The following is a 24,696-nucleotide window of genomic DNA, read 5'->3' as shown; positions in this document are numbered from 1 at the left end:
GATAATATGCCTCCAGAGTTACAAGCTGAGAATAGAATGGTTCGCTGCTGGTTGTATGAGTGATGAAAATTGCAAATTTTTTAAAATGAATATTATTGAAATAATAATTATACAAAGGAGATAAAAACCATGGAATATCATGTAGCAAAAAACGGTTCAGATCATGGAGAAGGTACGCAGCAAGATCCTTTCCTTACGATAAATAAAGCAGCCTTTATCGCAATGCCTGGAGATACCATAATTGTTCATGAAGGCATATATCGCGAATGGGTGAAACCTAAGAATAAAGGATTAAGCAATAAAAGAAGAATTGTATATCAGGCTGCTAAAGGAGAAAAAGTAGTAATAAAAGGATCCGAACGCATTCAGAATTGGCAACATGTTGAAAAAAATATTTGGAAATGTGAATTACCGAATTCTTTTTTTGGTAATTTTAACCCCTATAAAGAAAAAATATTTGGAGATTGGTTAGTTACAATAGAACAAACTAAGCATTTAGGAGATGTTTACTTAAATGGTATGTCATTTTATGAAGTTGGAAGCTATGAAGAGTTAATTAACCCGACTATAAGAACAGAAGTATTAGATCATTGGACACAAAAAAATGTTCCTGTTTTAAATCCAGAACAAACACAGTATGTTTGGTTTACAGAAGTAGATAACGATAAAACCACAATTTATGCAAATTTTCATGGTGCAAATCCAAATGAAGAATTAGTAGAAATTAATGTACGTAGATCTTGTTTTTATCCTATTGATGTGGGTATTGATTACATCACAGTAAAAGGTTTTGAAATGGCACATGCCGCAACTCCGTGGGCACCACCAACAGCTGATCAACCAGGTTTAATAGGTGCAAATTGGAGCAAAGGTTGGATTATTGAAGAAAATATTATTCATGATGCTAAATGTAGTGCCATCAGTATAGGTAAAGAAGCTTCCACAGGTCACCTTTATCGTTCTATTCGAAAAGATAAACCCGGATATCAATACCAATTGGAATCTGTTTTTTCGGCTGAACATAAAGGATGGAGCAAAGAAAGTATAGGCTCTCATATTATTCGAAATAACGTAATTTATGACTGTGGTCAAAATGCGATTGTAGGTCATTTAGGATGTGTTTTCAGTGAAATACATCATAACCATATATATAATATTGGCATAAAACGCGAGTTTTATGGCCACGAAATCGCTGGTATTAAATTACATGCAGCTATTGATGTTCAAATTCATCATAATCGTATTCATAACTGTTCTTTGGGATTGTGGCTTGATTGGCAAGCACAAGGAACAAGGGTTAGTAAAAATTTATTTTACCAAAATAATAGAGATTTATTTGTTGAAGTAAGTCATGGTCCATATGTTATTGACCATAATATATTAGCTTCTGAGAATGCGATAGTTAATATGTCACAAGGTGGTGCATATATTAACAATTTAATTTGTGGAAAGATAGAACATAGAAAGGTGTTAAATCGTTTTACTCCTTATCATTTGCCTCACAGCACCAAAGTTGCTGGTTATGCATGTGTTTATGGAGGAGACGATCGATTTTATAACAATATATTTGTTGGAAAGAAAGGATTAGAAGATGTAGGTACTTCCCTTTACAATGGTTACACATCTTCTTTAGAAGAATATATTGAAAAAGTACATGAAAAGTACGGTGATTTAGAAACATTTGCATCCATAGAACAACCAGTTTATATTAATAACAATGTTTATTTCAATGGAGCACAACCTTTTGAAAAAGAGAAATGCAAGTTAGTTGTAAAAGATATGGAACTTAAACTTTCGATTATCGATAATGGAAAAGAAGTTTTTCTTTCTTGTGTATTACCAGATAATTTAGAAAACATGCAAGGAAAAATACATTCAACAACTACATTAGAAAGAGTTCGCATCGTTGATGTTGAATTTGATTGTCCAAATGGAAAAGATTTAATCTTGGATGAAGACTTTTTCGATGATCGAAAATCTGAAAAAAGTATGATAGGCCCCATTGCGAGTTTAAAGAAGGGCGAAAATTATATCAAGGTATGGTAAAGTTTAAATTTTTAATGTTGATTTAAAGAAACAAGAAAAACAATTTTTTGATAAGTTTGCGCCCCCATACGGGGGCTTTCAACAAAAGCTAAATTTATTAATTATAAATAGTCATTTGAAAAATATTAGTTTATAAGAAATACTAAACAAAAACACATAGCAAATTCAAATTTTTTTAAAAACCTGAGAAATTCTCGTCTAATCAAAAATAAATTCTCATAATTATCTTTAATCTTAGTTGATTAAAAAAACTAAAAATTGATTTCTAATGTAACAACTGTTATAATTATGTTTGGAGAATATAAAATAAATTAATTTTTTACCATATAAGAGAAAGTAATTTTCTTTTTATGAAAGAAGTTAGGTGTTTTAGAAATGACAATTTTTTAAAAATAAGCTTTTGAATTTAAAATGGGTTCAGGGCAGAGCCCTTCTCCTTTCCTTAGCTACACGTAGCAAAAAAAGTTAAAGAAATTCATATTCTATTAGGATTAGAGTTAAGGAGGCATTTTGAAAAAACTAAGATTCAAAACATTTATAGAATCGTAGTTTCATAATTTCTAAAGGGAGTATGAAAGAAATATCTTGGAGGTGTTACTTTTGATTAAATTCATCACGAAAAGATTGTTGTTTGCTATACCTTTGTTGTTTATTATATGTCTTATATCCTTTATAATAATTGAGTTGCCCCCAGGAGATTTTATAACTTCTTATGAAATGACTTTAAGACAAAGTGGTGAAGCAATAGATCAAGCAACTTTGGAGCTCTTAAGAGAGAGATATGGTTTAGACAAGCCTGTTGTTGTTAGGTTTTTTATGTGGTTCGGAAACATATTAAGGGGTAACTTAGGCTACTCTATGCTTTATCAGAAACCCGTTAGTGAGTTGTTAGGAGCTCGCTTATTGTGGACTATGCTTATATCTACTCTTTCAACAGTATTTGCATGGACTCTCGGGTTCTTATTAGGAGTCTATTCTGGAACTCATCAGTATTCTGGTGGAGATTATACTGTTACTGTTTTTGGATATTTAGGAGTATCGATACCTAACTTTCTTTTAGCATTGGTATTAATGTGGTTCTCATTTTCTGTTTTCAGTGTAAGTTTAGGAGGATTATTCTCTCCCGAATATGCGTTAGCCCCTTGGAGCTGGGGAAAATTTTTAGATCTTCTTCAACATTTATGGATTCCAATTATTGTTGCAGGTACAGATAGTATGGCAGGTCTTATAAGAGTATTAAGGGGGAATCTTCTTGATGAAATAGATAAACCTTATGTAACAGCAGCAAAAGCAAGAGGTGTTCCCGAAAATAAAGTTTATTGGAAATATCCTTTAAGAGTGGCTATGATACCTTTTTTAAGCACAGCAGGTTGGACTATTCCAGGAATAATATCTGGCGTTGTTGTTACTGGAATAGTACTGAATCTTCCAACCGTTGGAACTCTTCTTTTAGAGTCTCTGCAAGCCCAGGATATGTATTTGGCAGGAAGTTTGGTTCTAATTTTAAGTATATTCACTGTTATTGGAACAATAGTTTCTGATATCTTACTTGCGTGGGCTGATCCAAGAGCAAGACTTGAATAATAAGGTGAAGAGGTGAATATAATATATGCAAAATAATTCTTTAAATAAAACGATGGATAAAAAAGCAGAAAAAATTTATTATGCATCAGAAACAAAACTAATCTGGTGGCGATTTAGAAAAAACAAGTTAGCAATTGTTGGGATGATAATTTTAATAATACTTTATACAATTGGAATTTTCTGTGAATTTTTTGCTCCATATAATCCTAATAAAATTAATGCATCTTATGTTTATGCCCCTCCACAAAGAATTAGAATAATTAGAGATGGAAAACTTGTTAAACCTTATGTATATGGGTATAAAACTAGTAGAGACCCTCAAACACTTCAAAGAATATACTCGCCAGACGAATCAAAAATCTATCCTTTAAAATTTTTTATAGAAGGAGATCCCTATAAATTATGGGGAAGATGGGAATCAAACATTCATTTTGTAGGGGTAGAAGAGGGCGTATTTTTTCTCTTTGGAACTGATAGAATGGGCAGAGATGTTCTATCCAGAATAATTTATGGAACAAGGATTTCAACTACAATAGGTCTTGTAGGAGTTTTTATAAGTTTATTAATAGGAACTTTATTGGGTGGAATTTCAGGATATTATGGAGGTCCTGTTGATTTTATTATACAAAGAATAATTGAAATTATTAAGAGTATACCAACAATTCCGTTATGGATGGCACTTGCTGCAGCTTTGCCAAGATATATGACTCAACTTCAAAGATACTTCGCAATAACTGTAATACTTTCTTTAGTTGGATGGACAGATTTAGCAAGAGTTATTAGAAGTAAATTTATAATTCTTAAAAAAGAAGATTTTGTAGTTGCTGCACAGTTAGCGGGAGCTCGTCAATCTAGAATCATCTTTAGGCACATGTTACCTTCACTTACCAGTCATATGATAGTTTCAATAACCCTCTCCATTCCTGGAATGATTTTGGGAGAAACTGGCTTGAGTTTTTTGGGTCTTGGTTTACAATCACCTGCAATAAGTTGGGGAGTGTTATTACAGGAAGCTCAAAACGTCAGAACTGTTGCTTTGCATCCATGGCTTATGCTACCTGCACTTTTTGTAATAATAACTGTACTTTCCTTTAATTTTGTTGGAGATGGTTTGAGAGATGCAGCAGATCCATATAAGATCTAAATAGTTTTAGGAGGAATAATATGGAAAAATTACTTGAGGTAATAGATCTTGAGACATCTTTTGAGTTAACAGAAGGGTCAATAAAGGTATTAGATAAAATTAACTTTAATCTAAAAAGAAATGAAGTGGTGGGTCTCATTGGAGAATCCGGGTGTGGTAAAAGTGTCACGGCACTTTCCATACTTAGAATTTTGCCCAAAAATGCAAAATGTTCAGGAAAAGTAATTTTTGATACCGGGGAAAAAGAAATTAATCTTTTAGAATTAAACCCAAAAGGTGAAGAAATAAGACAGATACGTGGAAATGATATTTCAATGATCTTTCAAGAACCAGCAGCCCCTTTTTCACCAGTTTATACGGTAGGAGATCATATGGTAGAAGCAATAACTTTACATAAAAATGTTTCTGAACAGCTTGCCAAAGAAAGGGCTTTGGAAATGTTAGAAAAAGTGAGAATACCGGATCCCAAAAAAATAATTGATGCTTATCCTTTTGAACTATCTGGTGGAATGCTTCAACGTTGCATGATAGCTATGGCTCTATCATGTAATCCCAAGATACTAATTGCTGATGAACCCACAACAGCTTTAGATGTAACAATACAGGCGCAAATCTTATATTTAATAAAAGAACTTCAAAAAGAATTTCATAGTTCCATCATTTTTATTACTCATGATTTAGCAGTTATTTCTCAAGTGGCAGATAAAATTGATGTAATGTATCTTGGACATATTGTAGAAGAAGCAGATGTATTTGAAATTTTTAAAAATCCGCTGCATCCATATACAAAAGCTCTTTTAGCATCTATACCTAAATATGGTGTGAGAAAAACTAGGCTGGAAGCAATTTCAGGTGTTGTCCCTGATCCATATAATTTGCCTAAAGGTTGTAGATTTCATAATAGATGTCCAAGTTTTATGGAAGGAATATGTGATGTAGAAGAACCTAAAACAATTGAAATAAGTGAAAATCATAAAGTAAAATGTTTTCTTTATGGAGGCAACAATAATGCAAAATAAAAAATTTTTGGAAGTTTCTAATGTAAAAAAGTATTTTCCCATTAAAAGAGGTGTTTTCGGAAAAATCTCCGGATATGTGAAAGCTGTTGATGGAGTAAGTTTTCATATAAATGAAGGCGAAACTTTAGGATTAGTTGGAGAATCTGGATGCGGTAAAACGACAATTGCTAAAACTATTTTGCGAGCTTTAGATTGCGATGCTGGAGATATTCTCATGCATTTTGAAAATAAAGTGATAAACATAGCTAAATTACCTAAAAATCAGTTAAAAGAGCTAAGAAAAAATGTTCAAATGATTTTTCAAAATCCTTTTACATCCTTAAATCCTCGAATGAAAGTGAGAGATATTATTGGAGAACCTTTATATGTTAATAAAATAGCAAAAGGGAAAGACCTTGATTCGAAAGTGGAAGAATTAATGGATATGGTCGGTTTAAGGAAAGAGTATTTAATAAGGTATCCTCATGCTTTTAGTGGTGGCCAAAGGCAAAGGATAGTTATTGCAAGAGCGTTAGCTTTGAACCCAAAACTTGTTGTTTGTGATGAACCAGTGGCAGCTTTAGATGTTTCTATTAGATCTCAAATTTTAAATCTTTTGATGGACCTTCAAGAAGAATTAAATCTTACTTATCTTTTTATTTCACATGATTTAAGTGTCGTAGAACATATATGCGATAGAGTTGCTGTTATGTACTTAGGAAGAATTGTCGAACTAACCGATACAGAGAGCCTTTTTCAAAGTCCCAAACATCCATATACAGAAAAACTATTAGAGGCAGTACCTAAACCCGATCCAAGTATAAGAGCTGACCAGATAAAACCTTTAGAAGGAGAAGTTCCAGATCCGGCAAATCCTCCTCAAGGATGTTATTTTCACCTAAGATGTCCTTATGCTATAGATATATGCAAAAAAGAATATCCTGAATTAAAAAATTATAACTCGGATAGTAAAAATGAGCATTTAGTCGCTTGTCATCGTGCATCTGAATTAGCCCTAAAAGGGCTTGAAATTAAATAGATTATTTTAAGTTGAAGTATCTGCCAAGTTAAAGGAATAGAAAATAGTTCAAAATTATAACTATGAAGGTATTTTTGAAAAAATTAAACGTTAAAACACTAATAAAAGGTAAGGCTTAGAATATCTAAAATGATTAAGATCCAAATTCAAGGGAGGTGGTGTTATGGAAAGAAAGAAAGTAGTAACCTGTTTATTGATTGTTTTTTTGTCTTTAGTAACGTTGTTTGGATGGGATGCATATGCAACGCCTGAAGAATATTACCAAGCTACAGGTAATAAAGTTACTCAATTTAAAGAATCACCTATGCTTACTGATAAAGTGAAAAAAGGAGAACTTCCACCAATTGAAGAGCGATTACCAAAGGAACCTTTAGTAATAGTTCCTGAAGACGAAGTAGGAAAATTTGGAGGTACATGGAGAAGAGTTTGGAAAGGTCCTTCTGATCAATGGGGGATTTATAAAATTAATGAACCACATTTGGTATATTGGGATTCTGAAGGTGGAAAGTTTCTTCCAGGAGTGGCAAAGAGTTGGGATATATTAGATGATGGAAAAGTATACATTTTTCATCTTAGAGAAGGAATGAAATGGTCTGACGGACACCCCTACACCGCGGATGATATTCTCTTTTGGGCTAATGACATGGTTGGAAATGATGAACTGACTCCTTCCAAACCAGCTTGGTATATTGTAGGAGGTAAAAGAGCCAAAATAGAAAAGATAGATGATTATACAATTAAATTTGAATTTGCTGAACCATACGGATTATTCTTACTTCAAATTGCTTATAGTCAAGGCTTTGTTGGAGCACCAAAGCATTACTTAAAACAATTCCATCCTTCATACACTTCTATGGAAGAAATTCAAAAAATCATAGACAAAGAAAAAGAAAAGATGTACTTTACCTGGGTTGATGTATTTAACGATAAAGATGATCCTGTAAGAAATCTTGAACGACCAAGTTTATTTACATGGATCCCTAAGACAGATCCTTCTAGTTCGTATTATATTCTCGAACGGAATCCATATTATTTCGCTGTTGATATAGAAGGTAATCAATTACCATATATTGATACTGTTCGGCATGAATACGTCATGGATAATGAAATAATTATGTTGAAAGCGATAGCTGGTGAAATCGATATGCAATTTAGGCACATTGGAACCTTAGGAGCAGGAGCAGGTAACTACACATTATTGGCAATGAATGCAGAAAAAGGTGGTTATCAGATTTACAATTGGATAGCTGCTAACGGTTCTGCAAGTCAATTAATGCTGAATACTTTTGACCATAAAGATCCTGTTTTACAAGAAATATTCAGTGATGTAAGATTTAGACAAGCCTTGTCTCTTGGAATAAATAGAGAAGAAATTAACGAAATTATCTTTTCTGGATTAGCTAAACCACGTCAAGCTTCTTTAGTAAGTGGATCAGCATATTATGATCCCGAATGGGAAAGCGCTTTTGCTGAATATGATCCAAAACGAGCAAATGAACTTCTCGATGAAATGGGACTCAAATGGGATTCAAAGAAACAATATAGACTCAGACCAGATGGAAAACCATTGCAATTTTCTGTACAAGTAGCTGGACAACCACACACAGATATTTGGACTATAATACGAGAATACTGGAAAAACGATTTAGGTATTCAAATAGAAGTAGATACAATTAACAGAGACCTCTTCGACTCCAGGAAAGACGCTCATGATTTTGACGGACAAGTATGGCAAATGGATAGAGCTGCTCAACCATTGGCAGAACCTTATAATTTGATTCCAGGAGCTTCAAATATTTCAGAGTCTTGGTATATAGGTTGGACAACATGGATTAAAGCTTATATGGAAGGAGATGAAATTCCAGAAGATGCCATTGTGCCACCAGAAGCGGTTATTGATTTGGTAGATCTATGGTTACAAATCCAAGTAACAACAGATGATGAAGAAATAAAAGAACTTATGAAAGAAGTGACAAAAATTCATAGAGAAAACATATGGATGATAGGAACTGTAGGAGAAGATATAGCTCCCGCAATAGTAAAAAACAATTTTAAGAATGTCCCTAAAGAACTTGTAACGGATGATATTTTAAGATCCCCTTTGAACGCTATGCCTATGCAATTCTTTATTCAGTGATATTATTCTTCCCCAACTTTTAAATAAAGTTGGGGGGAAATACTAACCAGTCTTAATGTTGCAGACTTTAGAAATGATAATTTTCAGAAAATGAGATTTTGAATTTAAAATGGGTTCAGGGCAGAGCCCTGTGCCCTTTCCTGGCTACAAGTACCGAAAAACTAAAAAAAATAAGAATTAGTGAGAGTTAGAAGTGGGAAGGTGTTAAGAATTTTGGAATTTCTAAAATGAGTAAATCTTAAGATCCTAAAGGAGGTAAAAAAAATGAAAAATATTATAATTCCTCTTCTGTTAATCAGTTTAGGACTACTGACGATTGGTTTTTCTACTACTGGTTTATTAAGTAACGGTAATAAAATTGTTTCTCCAGCAGACTATGAACTAATTATTGATTTTGAAAATTCTGACGTAAAAATTAATCCAAGAGGAGAAAACATTCTACTCAACATATCTCAAGATTTCGCATTTGAAGGTAATTATTCATTAAAGATAGAGAACAGAAAATCTGGTTGGGAAGGTCCCGAGATAGATTTTACAAATGATTGGAAAATATTTGACGGATCTGAATTCACCGTTTATGTTCCCGTCTATCAAACCTCTAATTCTCCACAACTCTTTAGAATTGTTGCTTATATAAACGATGCCGCAGGAGAACGTTTTGTAAACATATCTGAAAAGGTGGTAGTTCCAAATTTTTGGAAAGAAATAACAGGAACCTTCAAATTTGATCTTAAAGAACCAGTCAATAATTTCTCTTTGTTAATAATAACTCCCTTAAATTCTGATTTTACTTATTACTTAGATGATTTTAAAGTTCTCGGAATTAATAAAGTCCCAAGATCAGATATCTTATTAAAAACGACTTTTGAGACAGGAACGGAAAATTGGCAACCTAGAGGTGATTCAGTTTCTATAACTACAACAAATAAAGCAGCACATAGCGGCGAATACTCATTATATGCAAGTGGAAGACAAAGTAACTGGCACGGAGCTCAGATTGATCTAAAAAATATTTTACTCCCAGGCAAAAGTTACGAATTAGAGGTCTGGGTATACCAAGAAACCGGGCAAGATCAGCAAGTAACTTTATCTATGCAAAGAAAGTATGCTTCAGATACTCAAACTAATTATGATACAATCGCATGGCAAAAAACTATACCTTCCAATAAATGGACAAAAATTGGAGGTTCTTATACTGTAAAATCAGGAGAGAAAATTGAAGAACTTCTTTTTTATGTCGAATCACCAAATAATGCATTAGCTTTTTATATTGATGATTTTGTAATAATTGACAAGACGATTCCTTTATTTGAACCAGAATGGGAAATACCAAACTTACAAGAAGTTTATAAAGATAACTTTAAAATAGGTGTAGCTATTCCTTACAAAGTGTTATCTAATCCACTTGAAATGAAAATGGTTGAAAAACATTTTAACAGTATTACCGCAGAAAATGAAATGAAGCCGGAAAGTCTTTTGGTTGATTTGAACACCTATAAATTCTCTGTTGCCGATGAATACATCAACTTTGCACAATCAAAAAATTTCGATGTAAGAGGCCACACATTACTATGGCACAATCAGACTCCAGATTGGTTTTTCAAAGATGCTGATGGAAACTTAGTTTCAAGAGAAGTCCTTTTAAAGCGCATGGAAAAATATATAAAAGATGTCGTTGGTCATTTTTCTGGGAAAATTCAAGCTTGGGATGTGGTAAATGAAGCAATAGATCCAAATCAACCTGATGGATTAAGAAGATCGTTATGGTACGATATTATAGGACCTGAATATATTGAATATGCTTTCAAGTTTGCACATGAAGCTGATCCTAATGCAAAATTATTTTATAATGACTACAACACTTATGAACCAAAAAAGAGAGATTTTATTTACAACCTCGTTTCTGATCTTAAAGCAAAAGGAATCCCTATAGATGGTATTGGGATGCAAATGCATATAGGCGTGGGAACAGATTTACGTCAGGTTGAAGAAGCTATTCAGTTATTCAGTTCAATTCCAGATATTGAAATTCATATAACAGAGTTAGATATGAGTATTTATAAAGATCAATCATCTAACTATAATGCTCCTGCATATGAATCTCTTGTAGAACAAGGCCATGTATACAAAGAACTATTTGAACTTCTAAAAAAGTACGATGATGTAATAACAAGCGTTACTTTCTGGGGTCTAAAAGATGATTATTCATGGAAAAACCAGACAAGAAATGATTGGCCACTACTGTTTGACAAAGACTATCAAGCAAAGTACTCTTATTGGGGAATAGTAGAACCAACAGTGTTGCCAATTCTCCCAAAAAAAAGTTCCATAGCTCAAGGTACTGCGATACCTTTTGGTATGTTGGATGATTCTTACTTGTTTTCAATACCTATACAAATCTTCGATGAACAAGGAAAGGAAAGATTAAACGCCAGAGTGATATGGAACGAAAATACACTATTCATTTACGGAGATGTACAAGATGAAACGAAGGATCCAGAAGATGCAGTAGCAATTTTCGTCGATCCTAACAACGCCAAAACTCCTTACTTACAAGATGATGATGCTTGGGTGATTATTAGAACTGATTGGACAGTTGAAACAAATAAACCAGATGAAATCGAAATTAAGCATTTTGTCAGCCCCGGATATAAAAAATATGCTTTTGAATGCTCAATTACTCTCCCTCAAAAATTTGAAAAAGGTTCATCCATAGGTTTTGATATTGCGGTAATAGATGGCAAGAAAATGTACAGTTGGAGCGACACTACAAACCAACAAAAAGAAATCACAGCAAATTATGGGACACTTGTTTTAGAAGCTGCTGCTGTGGGAACTGCAAAATATGGAACACCGATTATTGATGCAGAAATAGACGATATTTGGAAAATAGCAGAAACCTATTCAACCCACACAGTTGTTTCTGGAAGTCTTCAAAATGCTAAAGCAGATTTCAAAGTTTTGTGGGATGAAAAAGCACTTTATGTTCTTGCCATAGTATCTGATCCTGTTTTAAATAAAGATCATCCAGATCGTTGGGAACAAGATTCAGTAGAATTTTTCATCGACGAAAATAACAACAAAACAGGATTCTACGAATTAGACGACGCACAATATAGAGTTAACTTTATTAACGAACAATCCTTTGGTACAGGTGCCTCTGCAGCAAACTTTAAAACAGCAGCCAAAGTAATTGATGGTGGATATATAATTGAAGCTGCTATTTCTTGGAAAACAATTACACCATCTGGTGGAGAAGTTATAGGTTTTGACGTTCAAGTTAACGATGCTAGTGCAGCTGGAAGAAGGGTAGGAATACTAACTTGGAATGATCCAACTGGTAATAATTATCAGAGCACAGTGAATTTTGGAAATATTAAATTAGAGAAATAAAAATTTATATAACTTTTCTTTTAACTTTCTGATTTAAAGATCGGCCTGCATATCTTACTCTATTTTTGACATATGCATTGCAGGCCATTTTTTGGTAATTAACTATGAAAAACAGGAGGAAAAAACGTGAATTTTATACTCAGATGGTTTGGTGGAAAAGATGACAGTGTTTCATTATCCCAAATAAAACAGATACCAATAATATCCGGAATTGCTGGTACTTTGAATGAAATCCCAGTTGGGGAAATATGGCCTATAGAAAAAATTGAAAAACTTAAAAACCAAGTAAACAATGAAGGATTAGCTTTAGAAGTAATTGAAAGTGTAAACATTCATGAAGACATAAAAGCAGGGCTTCCTTCGAGAGATTATTACATTGAAAATTATATTAAAACTATTGAAAATTTAAGTATGATAGGGATTAAAGTAATATGTTATAACTTCATGCCTATTTTTGATTGGGTAAGAACTAACTTATACCACCAACTTTCTGATGGATCTTACTCTATGTCCTATGATCATGAAAAAATTAAAAATATTTCTCCCCAACAACTCATCCAAGAGGTTGAAAGTGGTGCAAAAGGCTTTTCATTACCGGGTTGGGAGCCAGAAAAACTGAAAAATTTATATCAACTTTTCAAAGTTTTTTCAGATATAGATGAAGAAAAACTTTTTCATAATTTAGAATATTTTCTCAAAAGTATTATTCCTGTTTGTGAAAAAGTCGGTATTAAAATGGCTATTCATCCTGATGATCCCCCCTGGCCAATTTTTGGATTACCAAGGATCGTCAGTTCGAAAGAACAGCTTGAAAAGATTATAAAAATAGTTGATAGTCCTTCAAATACTTTAGCGATATGTAGTGGTTCATTAGGCGCAAATCCCAAAAATAGTGTGCCTGATATAATAAGACAATTTGGAAAACAGGGTAAGATCTCTTTTGTACATGTTAGAAATATAAAAATCACTGATTACAAAAAATTTCACGAAGTTTCTCATTTCTCGAAAGAAGGTTCATTAGATATTTTTGAAATAATGAAAGCTTTGCATGAAACAAATTTTAAAGGATATTTAAGACCTGATCACGGCAGGCTCATATGGAATGAAAAAGCAAGACCAGGTTACGGTTTATTTGATAGAGCCTTGGGGGTTAGCTATTTATTTGGAATTTGGGAATCTTTAGATAAAATGAAGAAAGGATGATTACTTTGAAATCAAACTTGGAAGGAAAGATAGCTGTAATAACAGGTGGTGGTGGAATACTATGCGGTTCAATAGCAAAGGGATTAGCTAAAGAAGGTGTAAAAACAGCAATACTTGATCTTTCTTTGGATAAAGCTAGATCCGTCGCCGAGGAAATATTGAACAAAGGAGGCAATGCTATAGCAATAAAATGTGACGTACTAAATAAGGAAGAAGTACAATCAGCAAAAGAAAAAGTAATTGAAAAATATGGTAGATGTGATATTTTAATAAACGGAGCAGGGGGGAATCATCCAAAAGGGACAACCACAAAAGAGATTTTTGAGTTATCTGATCTTCAAAAAGAAAACCGTGAATTAATTACTTTTTTCGATTTAGAAATAGAAGGATTCGAATTTGTTTTTAATCTCAATTTTTTAGGTACATTTTTGGTGTCCCAAGTATTTTTAAAAGAAATGGTAAACCATGAAAACACTACTATAATCAACATTTCTTCTATGAGTGCATTTTCTCCAATGACAAAAGTTCCTGCCTACAGTGCTGCAAAAGCTGCTGTTAGTAATTTCACCTATTGGTTAGCAGTACATTTTGCAAAAGTTGGAATTAGAGTTAATGCGATTGCTCCAGGTTTTTTTCTAACAGAACAAAATAAAAATTTACTTATTCAAAAAGATGGAACTCCTACTGAACGATATAAAAAAATAATCGATCATACACCCTTAGGAAGATTAGGCGTTCCAGAAGATCTTTTAGGTACGGTTCTTTGGTTATGTGACGAAAACGCTTCTGGTTTTGTAACTGGTACCGTTATACCAATTGATGGTGGTTTTATGGCTTACTCAGGTGTATAAAAGGAGGGATTAAATGATACCTTATTCAAATGAAAAAGATTACCATTGTTGGTTAAACTATGAACATATTAAAGATTCATTGATATTAAGTCAATACACCGATTATTTTAAGAACATAGTGATTAATGAAAATAACCATATAATTGACTCCATAAAAGATGAAATTTATTATTCCATAAATAAAATCTTGGGTATAAGTCCTCTTATTAATGATTACACTGACTCCAATAAATTTATAGTTATATCTAAAATTGGAAAAAATAATTTGGTCGATTCATACATAACAAATGAGGAAACTATAGCTATAAATGAAGAAGGATTTTTAATAAAAACTGCAAGAACCCAAGATAAAAAGTTCATAATAGTAACATCCAAATCTGATAATGGATTATTATATGGGACTTTTTATTTAATTAGGATTCTGCAAAAGAAGACACCCCTTGATAACATATATGTTTTAGAAAATCCCAAATCCCCTTTAAGAATGATTAATCACTGGGATAATTTAAACGGAAACATAGAAAGAGGATACGCTGGAAAATCTATTTTCTATAACAACTATGAATTGGTAGATAACCTAGATAGAATTAGAGATTATGCAAGATTACTTTCATCCATTGGCATAAATGCTATAGTCCTAAATAATGTAAATGTTGGAAAGGAAGAAGCTAGATTAATAGATGACAAAATTTATATTGTAGAAACCTTGTATGATATTTTCAAAAGATACGGTATAAAAGTATTTGTGAGTGTAAATTTTGCTAGTCCTATAATGATAGGCGGTTTGAAAACAGCAGATCCTCTAAATGAAGAAGTAAATGAATGGTGGAAAAAGAGAGTCGACTTTATTTATGATCACGTTCCTGAATTTGGAGGCTTTCTTGTAAAAGCCGATTCAGAAGATCAGCCTGGGCCATTTTCATACAATAGAACACATGCGGACGGAGCTAATATGCTTGCAAAAGCTCTGACTCCACATAATGGACTACTAATCTGGAGATCCTTTGTCTACAATTGTTACCAAGATTGGAGAGATCAAAATACCGATAGAGCAAAAGCGGCTTATGAAACTTTCATGCCATTAGACGGTCAATTTTTGGACAACGTAATTATTCAAATAAAAAATGGACCTATGGATTTTCAAGTTAGAGAACCCGTAAATCCACTTTTTGGTGGCCTTAAAAAAACCCATCAAATACTTGAACTTCAAATTACTCAAGAATACACAGGCCAGCAAAAACATCTTTGTTACTTGGTACCACAATGGAAAGAAGTTTTGGATTTTGACACCTATCTTTTTGGAAATGGAACTACTGTATCTAAAATTGTATCAGGTTCTCCGTTCAATTCAAGAAACTTTGGAATAGCTGGCGTTGCTAATGTAGGGGATAATATTAATTGGACAGGTCACACTTTGGCTCAAGCGAACCTTTATGGATATGGTCGTCTAACGTGGAACCCTGAACTTGAAAGTTCGCAAATTACTGAAGAATGGATAAAATGTACTTTTGGAGATGATTTAAAACTTTTTGAAAATTTGTCACAAATGTTGCAAAATTCTTGGGAAATATACGAAAAATATACATCACCTTTAGGAATAGGTTGGATGGTAAATCCAGGGCATCATTATGGACCGAACGTTGATGGTTATGAATATTCAAGGTGGGGAACTTATCACAGAGCTAATCACTTCGGCATTGGTGTAGATAGAACTTTAAAGTCTGGTACAGGTTTTACTAAACTATATCACCATCCAAATTTTGAAATGTTTGAACATTTAGAAAGTTGTCCCGAAGAATTATTACTTTTCTTTCATCATGTTTCTTACATTTATAAATTAAAAAATAATAAAACTCTCATTCAACATATTTATGATACACATTTTGAAGGAGTGGAAGATGTTCAATGGCTTATAAATCTGTGGATTGAACTTGAGGGACTAATTGATAATAAGCGATATCAAGATGTTTTATCCAAACTCTTAGAACAAAAAGAGCATGCAGAAGAATGGAGAGATGTCATAAATACTTATTTTTATAGAAAAACTATGATCTCTGATGAGAAAGGTAGAAAGATCTATCCTTAATAGTACTTTTTTGATAATTTAATAAATTCAATGATTTTTCATAGCTACTTTATAAATAAAGATTTTCAAAAATAATATTTTGAATTTATGATGGGTTTAAAACAAAGCCCTTATTCTTTCTTTAAAGAAGCTATCAAGGAAATTAAAAAAATAAACGATTGGTCAAAGTGCTAAAAGAGTTAAAGAAACAGATAGTTATTAAGGATAAGAGTTAAGAAAGTAATTTTATAAAAATTTAAACTTAAAAAATATATAATATGAATTTCAGAATTTCCAAAGAATATAAAATAACTTTCAATAATGGAGGATTTTGAAAAATGAAGATATCTTTTAGTTATTATCCAGAAGGTAAAACTAAAGCACTCACAATGAGTTATGATGATGGTCAAATATATGATAGAAAATTGATAAAGATTTTTAACCAATATGGTATCAAAGGAACATTTCACTTAAATTCAGGAAAGTTTGACACATATCCTTTTCTGAATGCATCTGAGATAAAAAATCTTTTCGAAGAGCACGAAGTTTCTATACATACTTTAAATCATCCTTTTTTGACATCATTACCTAAAGAAATGGTTATAGAAGAGATAAGAGAAGATAAAATGAAGTTAGAATCGTTAGTCGACTATCCAATACGAGGTATGTCTTATCCCTACGGAGATTACAACGAGGAAATAGTTAAAATGCTTCCATATCTTGGTATTGAATACTCAAGAACGGTAAATTCTCATAAAAGTTATGTCCTTCCTGAGAATTTTTTAACTTGGCACCCAACTTGTCATCATGACGATCATTTATTAGAGAGAACAGATGAATTTCTTAAATTAAATTCTAAAGGAAGGATGCTTCTTTTTTATGTTTGGGGACACAGTTTTGAATTTGAAAGAAAAAATAATTGGGATTTAATAGAAGAATTTTGCCGATTAATTGGAAACAATAATGAAATTTGGTATACAACAAATATTGAAATTATAGATTATTTAAGTGCGTTAAAAAATTTAAAAATAAGTGTAAACCAAAAAATTATATATAATCCTTCTGCTATATCAGTGTGGATTGATGTTGATGGAAAAGCTATAAAAATAGAAAGTGGAAAATATTTGTTTTTATAAAAATTCAAAGAAGGTGAAAATATTTTGAAAATAGCAATTATAGGAGCAGGAAGCGTGAGGTTCTCACTACAGATAATAGGAGACATAGCACAAACTGAAGAATTATCTGGTTCTGAAATTTGTATGATGGATGTAAATGAAATTAGATTAGATGCAACCTATACTTTAGCAAAAAAATATTGTGAAGAATTAGGAGCGAATCTAAAAATTGAAAAAACGATGGACTTAGAAGAGGCGGTAAAAGAATCTAATTATATAATAAATACGGCATATCCTTACCCAAAAGGGGTAGAAGACGGATATAAAAGATGGGAAATAGTAACAGAAATAGGAGAAAAACATGGTTATTACAGAGGAATAGGCTCCCACGAGTTCAATATGGTCTCAACATATTCTTATGTAATATGTTCATATCCTGATATTAAATTAGCGCTTGACATAGCTGAGAAAATGAAAAAAACAGCTCCCAATGCATGGTTAATGCAAACTGCCAATCCGGTATTTGAAATCACCCAAGCAGTAAAAGAATTAACCGATGTCAAAATAGTAGGATTTTGTCATGGATCATCTGGAGTTAATGAAATATTTGAACGATTAAAATTGTCGGAAGATAAAATAAATTGGCAGGTAGCAGGAGTTAATCATGGGATATGGTTAAATAAATTTAGTTATGAAGAAAAAAATGGATACGAATTATTAAACAAATGGATAAAAGAAGAATCCCACAATTGGGAATCCAAGGGGCCATGGGATGTACAACTCTCACCTGCTGCGATTGACATGTACAAATTTTATGGAATGATACCGATAGGCGACACAGTAAGAAACGGAAGTTGGAAATACCATTACAATCTAAAAACTAAGAAAAGATGGTATGGTAAATATGGAGGAATAGATAACGAAATAGAGAGACCAAAGTTTCACAATATACTTAGAAAAAACAGAGAAAGAATGATAGAACTATCTAAAAAAATAAAGGAAGATAAAAATGTTAATCTCACACAAGAATGGCCAGAAATATTTAAAAAAGGAGAAATGAGCGGGGAACAACATGTCCCTTTTATAAATGCGTTGTCAAACAATAAACAGGTGAGGTTGATACTAAATGTAGAAAACCAAGGAATAATAAAAGGTATACCAGAAGACGTGGTAGTTGAAATACCAGTAATTGTAGATAAAAACAGATTACAATCACAAACGTTAGACCCTGATCTTGATGATAGAGTAAAAGAATACTTTTTGATACCAAGGATTATGAGGATGAAGATGGCTTTAGAAGCATTTATCAAAAAAGACATAGAAATCCTAAAAGAATTCTTGGTAAGGGATCCTAGGACAAAGTCTTTTAAACAAGTTGAGGAAGTTTTATCCGATATAATGAATCATCCCATTAATTCAGAATTAAAAAAATATTTTAATGTGTAGTAAAAAGTAATTATATTCATGATGGATAGTACCTAAAAAATGGTGTATCAAAATTAGATGCTAATCTTAAAAATGAAAATCTTTGAAAAAGACGATTAGACTTAAAAAAGGTTTAGGCGGAGTCTTTATTAGAATAATGAAGATATTTTATAAATTTTTTCAATATAGGAGAATTATAATTATAAGAAAATCTAAATTTATGTTAAATAAAAAAGTAAGAGCAATTTATAAAAAGTAACAAATAAGCTTATAATTAAGAATAATCAATTGTAATTGCCGCTAATTTTAGTTTATTGAATAAACTTATACTTTTTTTTATTGAACTTTAGAGTTATAATATTTTAAGCTTTTTGTATTTTTTATACAAATTAAAAATTTTATTGTTTTGTTTTTATTTGGTTTATTAATTCAACTAAATTGAACACTCATTTTAAAAGGAGTTTTTATTTTATGAATTCGTGGGTTAGTTGTTGGTCGTATGTTCCATTAAGAATCGAGCTTCCTAAACATTATCAAAATTTAGAAGAACAAATGTTGTTAATTAAGAATAATGTCAATGGACAAAAAATAAGAGTAACGTTGACAAATAAATATGATTCTGAGGAAATAGAATTTGAAGAAATTTTTATTGGAAACGTCTATAGTAATTCGATATTAGTTAAGGAGCAAGGTATTGATTCATTAAAACTTAATTTTAAAGGCAACAAAAGTTTTTTATTAAAACCAGGAGAAAAAATTATCAGCGACGAAATGGATTTTTTTACTGAATGTAATGAATATATTAGATTAGAGTCAAGATTTAAAAGAAAAAATAGAAGTAGTGTAAGTACTGGTAATTTTTTTATTAAAGATCAAGATATTACTTTGGTTTCAAATATAAAAGATGATTTAGAAAATTTATATGTACAAAAAGTAATAAAAGTAGAAATAGAAACAAAAGAAGAGATTAAAACGATCGTAGCTTTTGGAGATTCGATTACTAATGATTCAAAATGGACAGCACCTTTAACTGAAAGATTATATAAAGAATATCCTGGAAAAATTACTCTTGTAAATAGTGGTATCTATGGTAATAGATTATTAAATGATTCTGAATCTGGTTACTTTTTTGGGGAAGCAGGACTAAAAAGATTTGAAAAAGATATTTTTGAAGAACACAACAATGTTGGTCTTGTTGTCATATTGGAAGGGATTAATGATATTATTCATCCCTTATCTGGAACAGCTCCAGTTAGTGAGAAAGTCGATGCAGAAAAAATCATTGAAGCATTAAAATTGTTAATTTATAAAGCACATAAAAATGATTCAAGAATATTATTAGGAACTATTACCCCCTTTTATAATTATAATTCTGTATGGAATGAAAACGAGGAAAAGAAAAGACAAAAGATTAATAAGTGGATAAGAAATAATAACTATAGTGATGGCTTTATCGATTTTGATATGATTTTAAGAGATCCTACGGAGCCAAGGAAATTGTATTATGAATATGATAGTGGAGATAACTTACATCTTAGTATTAAAGGTGGAAAAAAAGTTTCTGAATCGATTGATACCAAAAAATTATATGAATTGTGTACAAAATAACATTTATAGATTTTTTAAAAATAAAGAAAATTCTAAAAACTAAGTCTTAGATTTAAAATGTGTCCAGGACAAAATTTTTTCTCTCTTTCGTTATAAGTATCGAAAAATTAAAGAAATGGAGAATAGTTCAAAATTAGAATTGTGGAGGTATTTTATAAAAAGTTAAACACTAAATTATTGATAAAATGTGAATTTTGGAATTTCTAAAGACAGTAATAATTAGAGTTGAGAAGGTATTTTTGAAAAAATTAAACATCAAAACATTTTTTATAGAATATGAGTTTCGTCATTTCTAAAGTTGGTGTTAAATAAATTTATTAGAGGAGGAAGTGAAAGTGCAAATATATAAAGATCCTGATAGATCTATAGAAGAAAGAATAGATGATTTATTAAAACGAATGACTTTAGATGAAAAAATTGCACAAGTTGGGTCATATTGGAGTTACGAAGTATTAGATAAAGGTAAATTTTCAATTGAAAAAGCTAATAAGCTATTGAAAAATGGAATAGGACAAATCACAAGACCAGGAGGAGCAACAGGCTTTTCGACCAAGCAAACAGCAAAGTTTGCAAACGAAATTCAAAATTATCTTATTTCAAAAACAAGGTTAGGAATACCAGCTTTTATGCATGAAGAATGTTTAAGTGGGTATATGACGCGAGGAGCAACAATATTTCCACAAATGATAGGATTAGCAAGTACATGGGAACCAGAACTCGCAAAAAAAATGGCTCAAAGAATAAAAGATCAGATGAAAACATTGGGGATTCATCAAGGATTATCCCCAGTGTTAGATGTTACACGCGATCCTCGGTGGGGAAGAGTTGAAGAGACTTTTGGTGAAGATCCTTACCTTATTGCAAAGATGGGTGTTTCGTATGTAAAGGGTATCCAAACAGATGATATAAAAAATGGAATAGTAGCTACTTTAAAACATTTTGTGGGTTATGGAGTTTCTGAAGGAGGCATGAATTGGGCACCCGCCCATATACCGGAAAGAGAGCTGCGAGAAGTTTTTCTATTTCCTTTTGAAGCAGCTATTAAAGAAGGAAAAGCAAAATCTTTAATGAACGCTTATCATGAAATTGATGGAATACCTTGCGGTGCTTCAGAAAATTTATTAAGAAAAATATTAAGGGAAGAATGGGGTTTCAACGGAATAGTAGTTTCAGATTATTTTGCTATTAATTCTTTAATGGAATATCATAAAGTAGCTTCTAATAAAGAAGAAGCTGCCATTAAGGCATTAAAAGCTGGCATAGATGTTGAACTTCCCTCATTTAATTGTTATAATGAACCTTTAAAGAGTGCTATAGAAAATAAAAATATTCCGCTAAAGTTTTTGGACGACGCGGTTAGAAATATTTTACGTTTAAAATTTGAAATGGGATTATTTGAAAATCCTTTTGTTAAAGAAGAAAATATTCCAGATAATCTTGATACACCTGAAGACAGGCAACTCGCATACGAAATTGCCAAAAAATCTATTGTTTTGTTGAAAAACGAAGGAATTGTCCCTTTAAAAAAATATAAAAATATAAAGAAAGTAGCAATAATAGGACCGAATGCTGATAGCGCGAGAAATTTAACGGGTGATTATACTTATTTAACTCATCTTGAAACTCTGAAGCAAGGTGCGTTTGGAACTTCAGCTATGGAAGGAATTACTTTTTCAGAAAGTGAATTGGAAATAAAAACAGTATATAAAAGCTTGAAAGAAAAATTAGAATTGAATGATATTCAAGTAGATTATGCAAAAGGTTGTGAAATAAACGATGGTAATGAAGAAATGCTTGAAAACGCTATAAAACTTGCTAAGCAGTCTGATGTTTTAATTGTAGTTTTAGAAGATAAATCTGGTTTAACTTTAGATTGTACAACAGGTGAATCTCGAGATAGCTCAAAATTAACACTACCGGAAGCACAAATGGATTTATTAAAAGCTCTTAAAAAAACTGGTAAACCCATTATTGCTGTATTAATAACAGGAAGGCCGTATTCTTTGGAATGGTTATCAAACAATGTATCAGTTATTTTTGAAGCTTGGTTACCCGGTGAAGAAGGAGGAAATGCTATAGCTGATATTATTATTGGCAATGAAGTTCCTTCTGGTAAACTACCTATTTCTTTTCCTTACCATGTTGGACAAATTCCTGTCTATTATAATCATAAACCATCTGGCGGAAGAAGTAATTGGTGGGGAGATTACGTAGATTCTCCTTCTAAAGCATTGTATCCATTTGGATATGGTTTGAGTTACACGACATTTGAATATTCCAATTTAGAAATAAAAGTTGAAGAAACAAATATTATTGTAAGTTGCGAAGTAAGGAATACTGGGCAATTTGAAGGAGATGAAGTTGTTCAATTATATATTAATGATGAGGTTGCAAATACAACTAGACCAGTAAAAGAATTGAAAGGTTTTCAAAGGATATCATTAAAGCCTTCTGAAAAGAAAAAAGTATCATTTAACCTTCCTATAGAAACATTAGCTTTCTATAATGAGAAAATGCAATATATTGTAGAGAAAGGTAAATTTGTAGTTATGTTGGGTTCTTCATCAGAGGAAATAAGGTTAAATGGAAGTTTTTATTTAGAGAAAGATAAATTTATTAATAATCAGAACAGGGAATTTTTTAGTGAAGTATTCGTAGAAAATAGCAACTAAAATGATTAAAGATTTTTTCTAAAAATAGAGACTTTGGAAATGAGGATTTTTTGGTAAATAGTATTTTGAATTTAAAATAAGTACTCTAAAAAGGTGGGGAGGTGGATTTTTTTGTTAAAAACTATAAAAGGCAAATTGTTTATAATTATTATGATTATATTAATTATTTTTGGAATTATAGTAACTTTTAACCTTTATTCTTTGATGAACTCGAATAATGGTTTAACAGGGTATAAAAATTTATCTGATGAAACAAATAGAATATCAGAAATAGAAATGAATTTTTTTGAAGCTTCATTGGCTTTAAAAGATTATGTTATTACTTATGACGATAAAATCAAAGATTATTTTATCTCGAAGGTTAACTCTATTAAAAATTACTATAGTGATTCATCAGAAGAATCAGAAACTACCAAATACTTAGTAAATCAAATAAACTCCTATGAAAGGGCTTTTAGTGAAATAGTTAGTTTAAATCAAAAAAAAGAAGAACTTATTAATGTAGATTTTCATAATAATATTGATAAAATGCGTCAAAATATTCTTGATTTTAAAAGAGAATCTCAAAAAAACAATGTTTCTGCTCTTGTTTTTTATACCGATAATTCTATTAAAATATTGGATAATATTTTAGAGTTAACTTCTGTATATTTTTCTTCTAAGTCAGCGGGAGATAAAAAGAGTGTATTAGAAGCCTTAGAGGACCTGAAATCACAAATAGGTTTTTTAGAACTCGGTTTAGTATCAGAGGAAATGTCTCAGCTATTCAAAGAGTTACAATCCACTTTTACTAACCTTGAATCTACCTTCACCCAAATAGTTGAGACAATAGAATCACAAGAACCAATAATACAACAGATGGAAGAAATGAGAGTAGAAATATTAGACCTATTAGAAGAACAAAGAGCGGAGTTAAAAGTACAACAAGACACATTAGGACCGACACTCATAGAAGAAAACAACACAGCCATAATGCTAACAATAATACTAACAGTAATAGCGTTTGTAGTATCAATAATCATGGTCATATATCTAATAAGAAGCATAACAAAACCATTGACAGAGTTCAGAAACAAAATAAACCAATTCAAAGAAGGAGATCTAACAGTAGACTTTGAAAGCAAAAGCAAAGATGAGATAGGACAGATGGCGAATGCACTATCAGAGATGAGCAAAGAATTAAGGAAATCGATGAGTTCAATAAAAGGAGCATCAGAAAAAGTAGATAACGCATCCATAAAACTAACAAAAGCATCCCAAGAAAGCAGGAATAATTCTGAAGAGTTAAAGACACAAATGGATACGATACAGGCATATGCAGAAGAAACAGCAGGTAACGTAGAAGAAGTAACATCAGGAGTAGATGAAGTAGCAAGAGCAGCCCAAGGCGTATCGCAAGATGCCCAAAGATTAACC

15 protein-coding genes are annotated in these 24,696 nt (G+C 31.7%); all 15 read left to right on the top strand.

Annotation, left to right across the window (positions count from 1 at the left end; translation table 11 throughout):
* Window positions 1-129 precede the first annotated feature (129 nt).
* On the top strand, window positions 130-2,046 hold the full coding sequence (locus X924_RS06745; RefSeq protein WP_121958171.1) for a right-handed parallel beta-helix repeat-containing protein: 1,917 nt from the start codon (window positions 130-132) through the stop codon (window positions 2,044-2,046).
* Between the two features lie 600 nt (window positions 2,047-2,646).
* Window positions 2,647-3,630 carry an ABC transporter permease gene (locus X924_RS06740; protein ID WP_121958170.1) on the top strand — a complete coding sequence of 328 codons (984 nt, stop codon included), beginning with the start codon at window positions 2,647-2,649 and terminating at the stop codon, window positions 3,628-3,630.
* Between the two features lie 25 nt (window positions 3,631-3,655).
* Window positions 3,656-4,774: an ABC transporter permease gene (locus X924_RS06735; protein ID WP_199172657.1), complete on the top strand. Its 1,119-nt coding sequence runs from the start codon at window positions 3,656-3,658 to the stop codon at window positions 4,772-4,774.
* 20 nt (window positions 4,775-4,794) lie between these two features.
* Complete coding sequence (locus tag X924_RS06730; protein WP_121958169.1) at window positions 4,795-5,793, top strand: ABC transporter ATP-binding protein; 999 nt, start codon at window positions 4,795-4,797, stop codon at window positions 5,791-5,793.
* Entirely contained in the window at window positions 5,783-6,811 is a 1,029-nt protein-coding gene (locus X924_RS06725) for an ABC transporter ATP-binding protein (protein ID WP_121958168.1), read from the top strand. Before X924_RS06730 ends, X924_RS06725 begins: the two co-directional genes overlap by 11 nt.
* A 163-nt stretch (window positions 6,812-6,974) precedes the next feature.
* The gene (locus tag X924_RS06720; protein WP_121958167.1) at window positions 6,975-8,948 is read left to right on the top strand and encodes an ABC transporter substrate-binding protein; all 1,974 of its coding nucleotides are present in this window, start codon (window positions 6,975-6,977) and stop codon (window positions 8,946-8,948) included.
* Between the two features lie 264 nt (window positions 8,949-9,212).
* Window positions 9,213-12,341 carry an endo-1,4-beta-xylanase gene (locus tag X924_RS06715; RefSeq protein ID WP_121958166.1) on the top strand — a complete coding sequence of 1,043 codons (3,129 nt, stop codon included), beginning with the start codon at window positions 9,213-9,215 and terminating at the stop codon, window positions 12,339-12,341.
* A gap of 126 nt (window positions 12,342-12,467) precedes the next feature.
* Entirely contained in the window at window positions 12,468-13,544 is a 1,077-nt protein-coding gene (gene uxuA, locus X924_RS06710; protein WP_121958165.1) for a mannonate dehydratase, read from the top strand.
* The gene (locus X924_RS06705; protein ID WP_121958164.1) at window positions 13,541-14,395 is read left to right on the top strand and encodes an SDR family oxidoreductase; all 855 of its coding nucleotides are present in this window, start codon (window positions 13,541-13,543) and stop codon (window positions 14,393-14,395) included. The genes uxuA and X924_RS06705 overlap by 4 nt, the downstream gene beginning before the upstream one ends.
* Window positions 14,396-14,408: 13 nt before the next feature.
* A complete protein-coding gene (locus X924_RS06700; RefSeq protein ID WP_121958163.1) occupies window positions 14,409-16,481 on the top strand; it encodes an alpha-glucuronidase family glycosyl hydrolase in 2,073 nt (690 codons plus the stop codon).
* Between the two features lie 317 nt (window positions 16,482-16,798).
* Window positions 16,799-17,596, top strand: coding sequence for a polysaccharide deacetylase family protein (locus tag X924_RS06695; RefSeq protein WP_121958162.1), 798 nt, complete (start codon window positions 16,799-16,801; stop codon window positions 17,594-17,596).
* Window positions 17,597-17,620: 24 nt separating this feature from the next.
* On the top strand, window positions 17,621-19,021 hold the full coding sequence (gene aglA, locus X924_RS06690; RefSeq protein WP_121958161.1) for an alpha-glucosidase AglA: 1,401 nt from the start codon (window positions 17,621-17,623) through the stop codon (window positions 19,019-19,021).
* Between the two features lie 450 nt (window positions 19,022-19,471).
* Window positions 19,472-20,608, top strand: a complete 1,137-nt coding sequence (locus tag X924_RS06685; RefSeq protein WP_121958160.1) for an SGNH/GDSL hydrolase family protein — start codon at window positions 19,472-19,474, stop codon at window positions 20,606-20,608.
* Window positions 20,609-20,943: 335 nt separating this feature from the next.
* Window positions 20,944-23,280 carry a glycoside hydrolase family 3 N-terminal domain-containing protein gene (locus tag X924_RS06680; protein ID WP_121958159.1) on the top strand — a complete coding sequence of 779 codons (2,337 nt, stop codon included), beginning with the start codon at window positions 20,944-20,946 and terminating at the stop codon, window positions 23,278-23,280.
* Between the two features lie 111 nt (window positions 23,281-23,391).
* Window positions 23,392-24,696 (top strand): methyl-accepting chemotaxis protein (locus X924_RS06675; protein ID WP_233186602.1); only part of this gene is annotated, 1,305 nt, incomplete at its 3' end.

Source organism: Petrotoga sp. 9PWA.NaAc.5.4, from assembly GCF_002895485.1.
In the GTDB taxonomy this organism is placed as follows: Bacteria; Thermotogota; Thermotogae; order Petrotogales; family Petrotogaceae; genus AZRK01.
This window is presented reverse-complemented; position numbering and strand designations above follow the sequence as displayed.

Bases quoted from the DNA above. Each gene is read 5' to 3' on its own strand.
- X924_RS06725 (WP_121958168.1), top strand. From the start codon at position 5,783: ATGCAAAATAAAAAATTTTTGGAAGTTTCTAATGTAAAAAAGTATTTT.
- X924_RS06720 (WP_121958167.1), top strand. From the start codon at position 6,975: ATGGAAAGAAAGAAAGTAGTAACCTGTTTATTGATTGTTTTTTTGTCT.
- X924_RS06705 (WP_121958164.1), top strand. From the start codon at position 13,541: ATGATTACTTTGAAATCAAACTTGGAAGGAAAGATAGCTGTAATAACA.
- X924_RS06730 (WP_121958169.1), top strand. From the start codon at position 4,795: ATGGAAAAATTACTTGAGGTAATAGATCTTGAGACATCTTTTGAGTTA.
- X924_RS06695 (WP_121958162.1), top strand. From the start codon at position 16,799: ATGAAGATATCTTTTAGTTATTATCCAGAAGGTAAAACTAAAGCACTC.
- X924_RS06685 (WP_121958160.1), top strand. From the start codon at position 19,472: ATGAATTCGTGGGTTAGTTGTTGGTCGTATGTTCCATTAAGAATCGAG.
- X924_RS06700 (WP_121958163.1), top strand. From the start codon at position 14,409: ATGATACCTTATTCAAATGAAAAAGATTACCATTGTTGGTTAAACTAT.
- X924_RS06735 (WP_199172657.1), top strand. From the start codon at position 3,656: ATGCAAAATAATTCTTTAAATAAAACGATGGATAAAAAAGCAGAAAAA.
- X924_RS06715 (WP_121958166.1), top strand. From the start codon at position 9,213: ATGAAAAATATTATAATTCCTCTTCTGTTAATCAGTTTAGGACTACTG.
- X924_RS06745 (WP_121958171.1), top strand. From the start codon at position 130: ATGGAATATCATGTAGCAAAAAACGGTTCAGATCATGGAGAAGGTACG.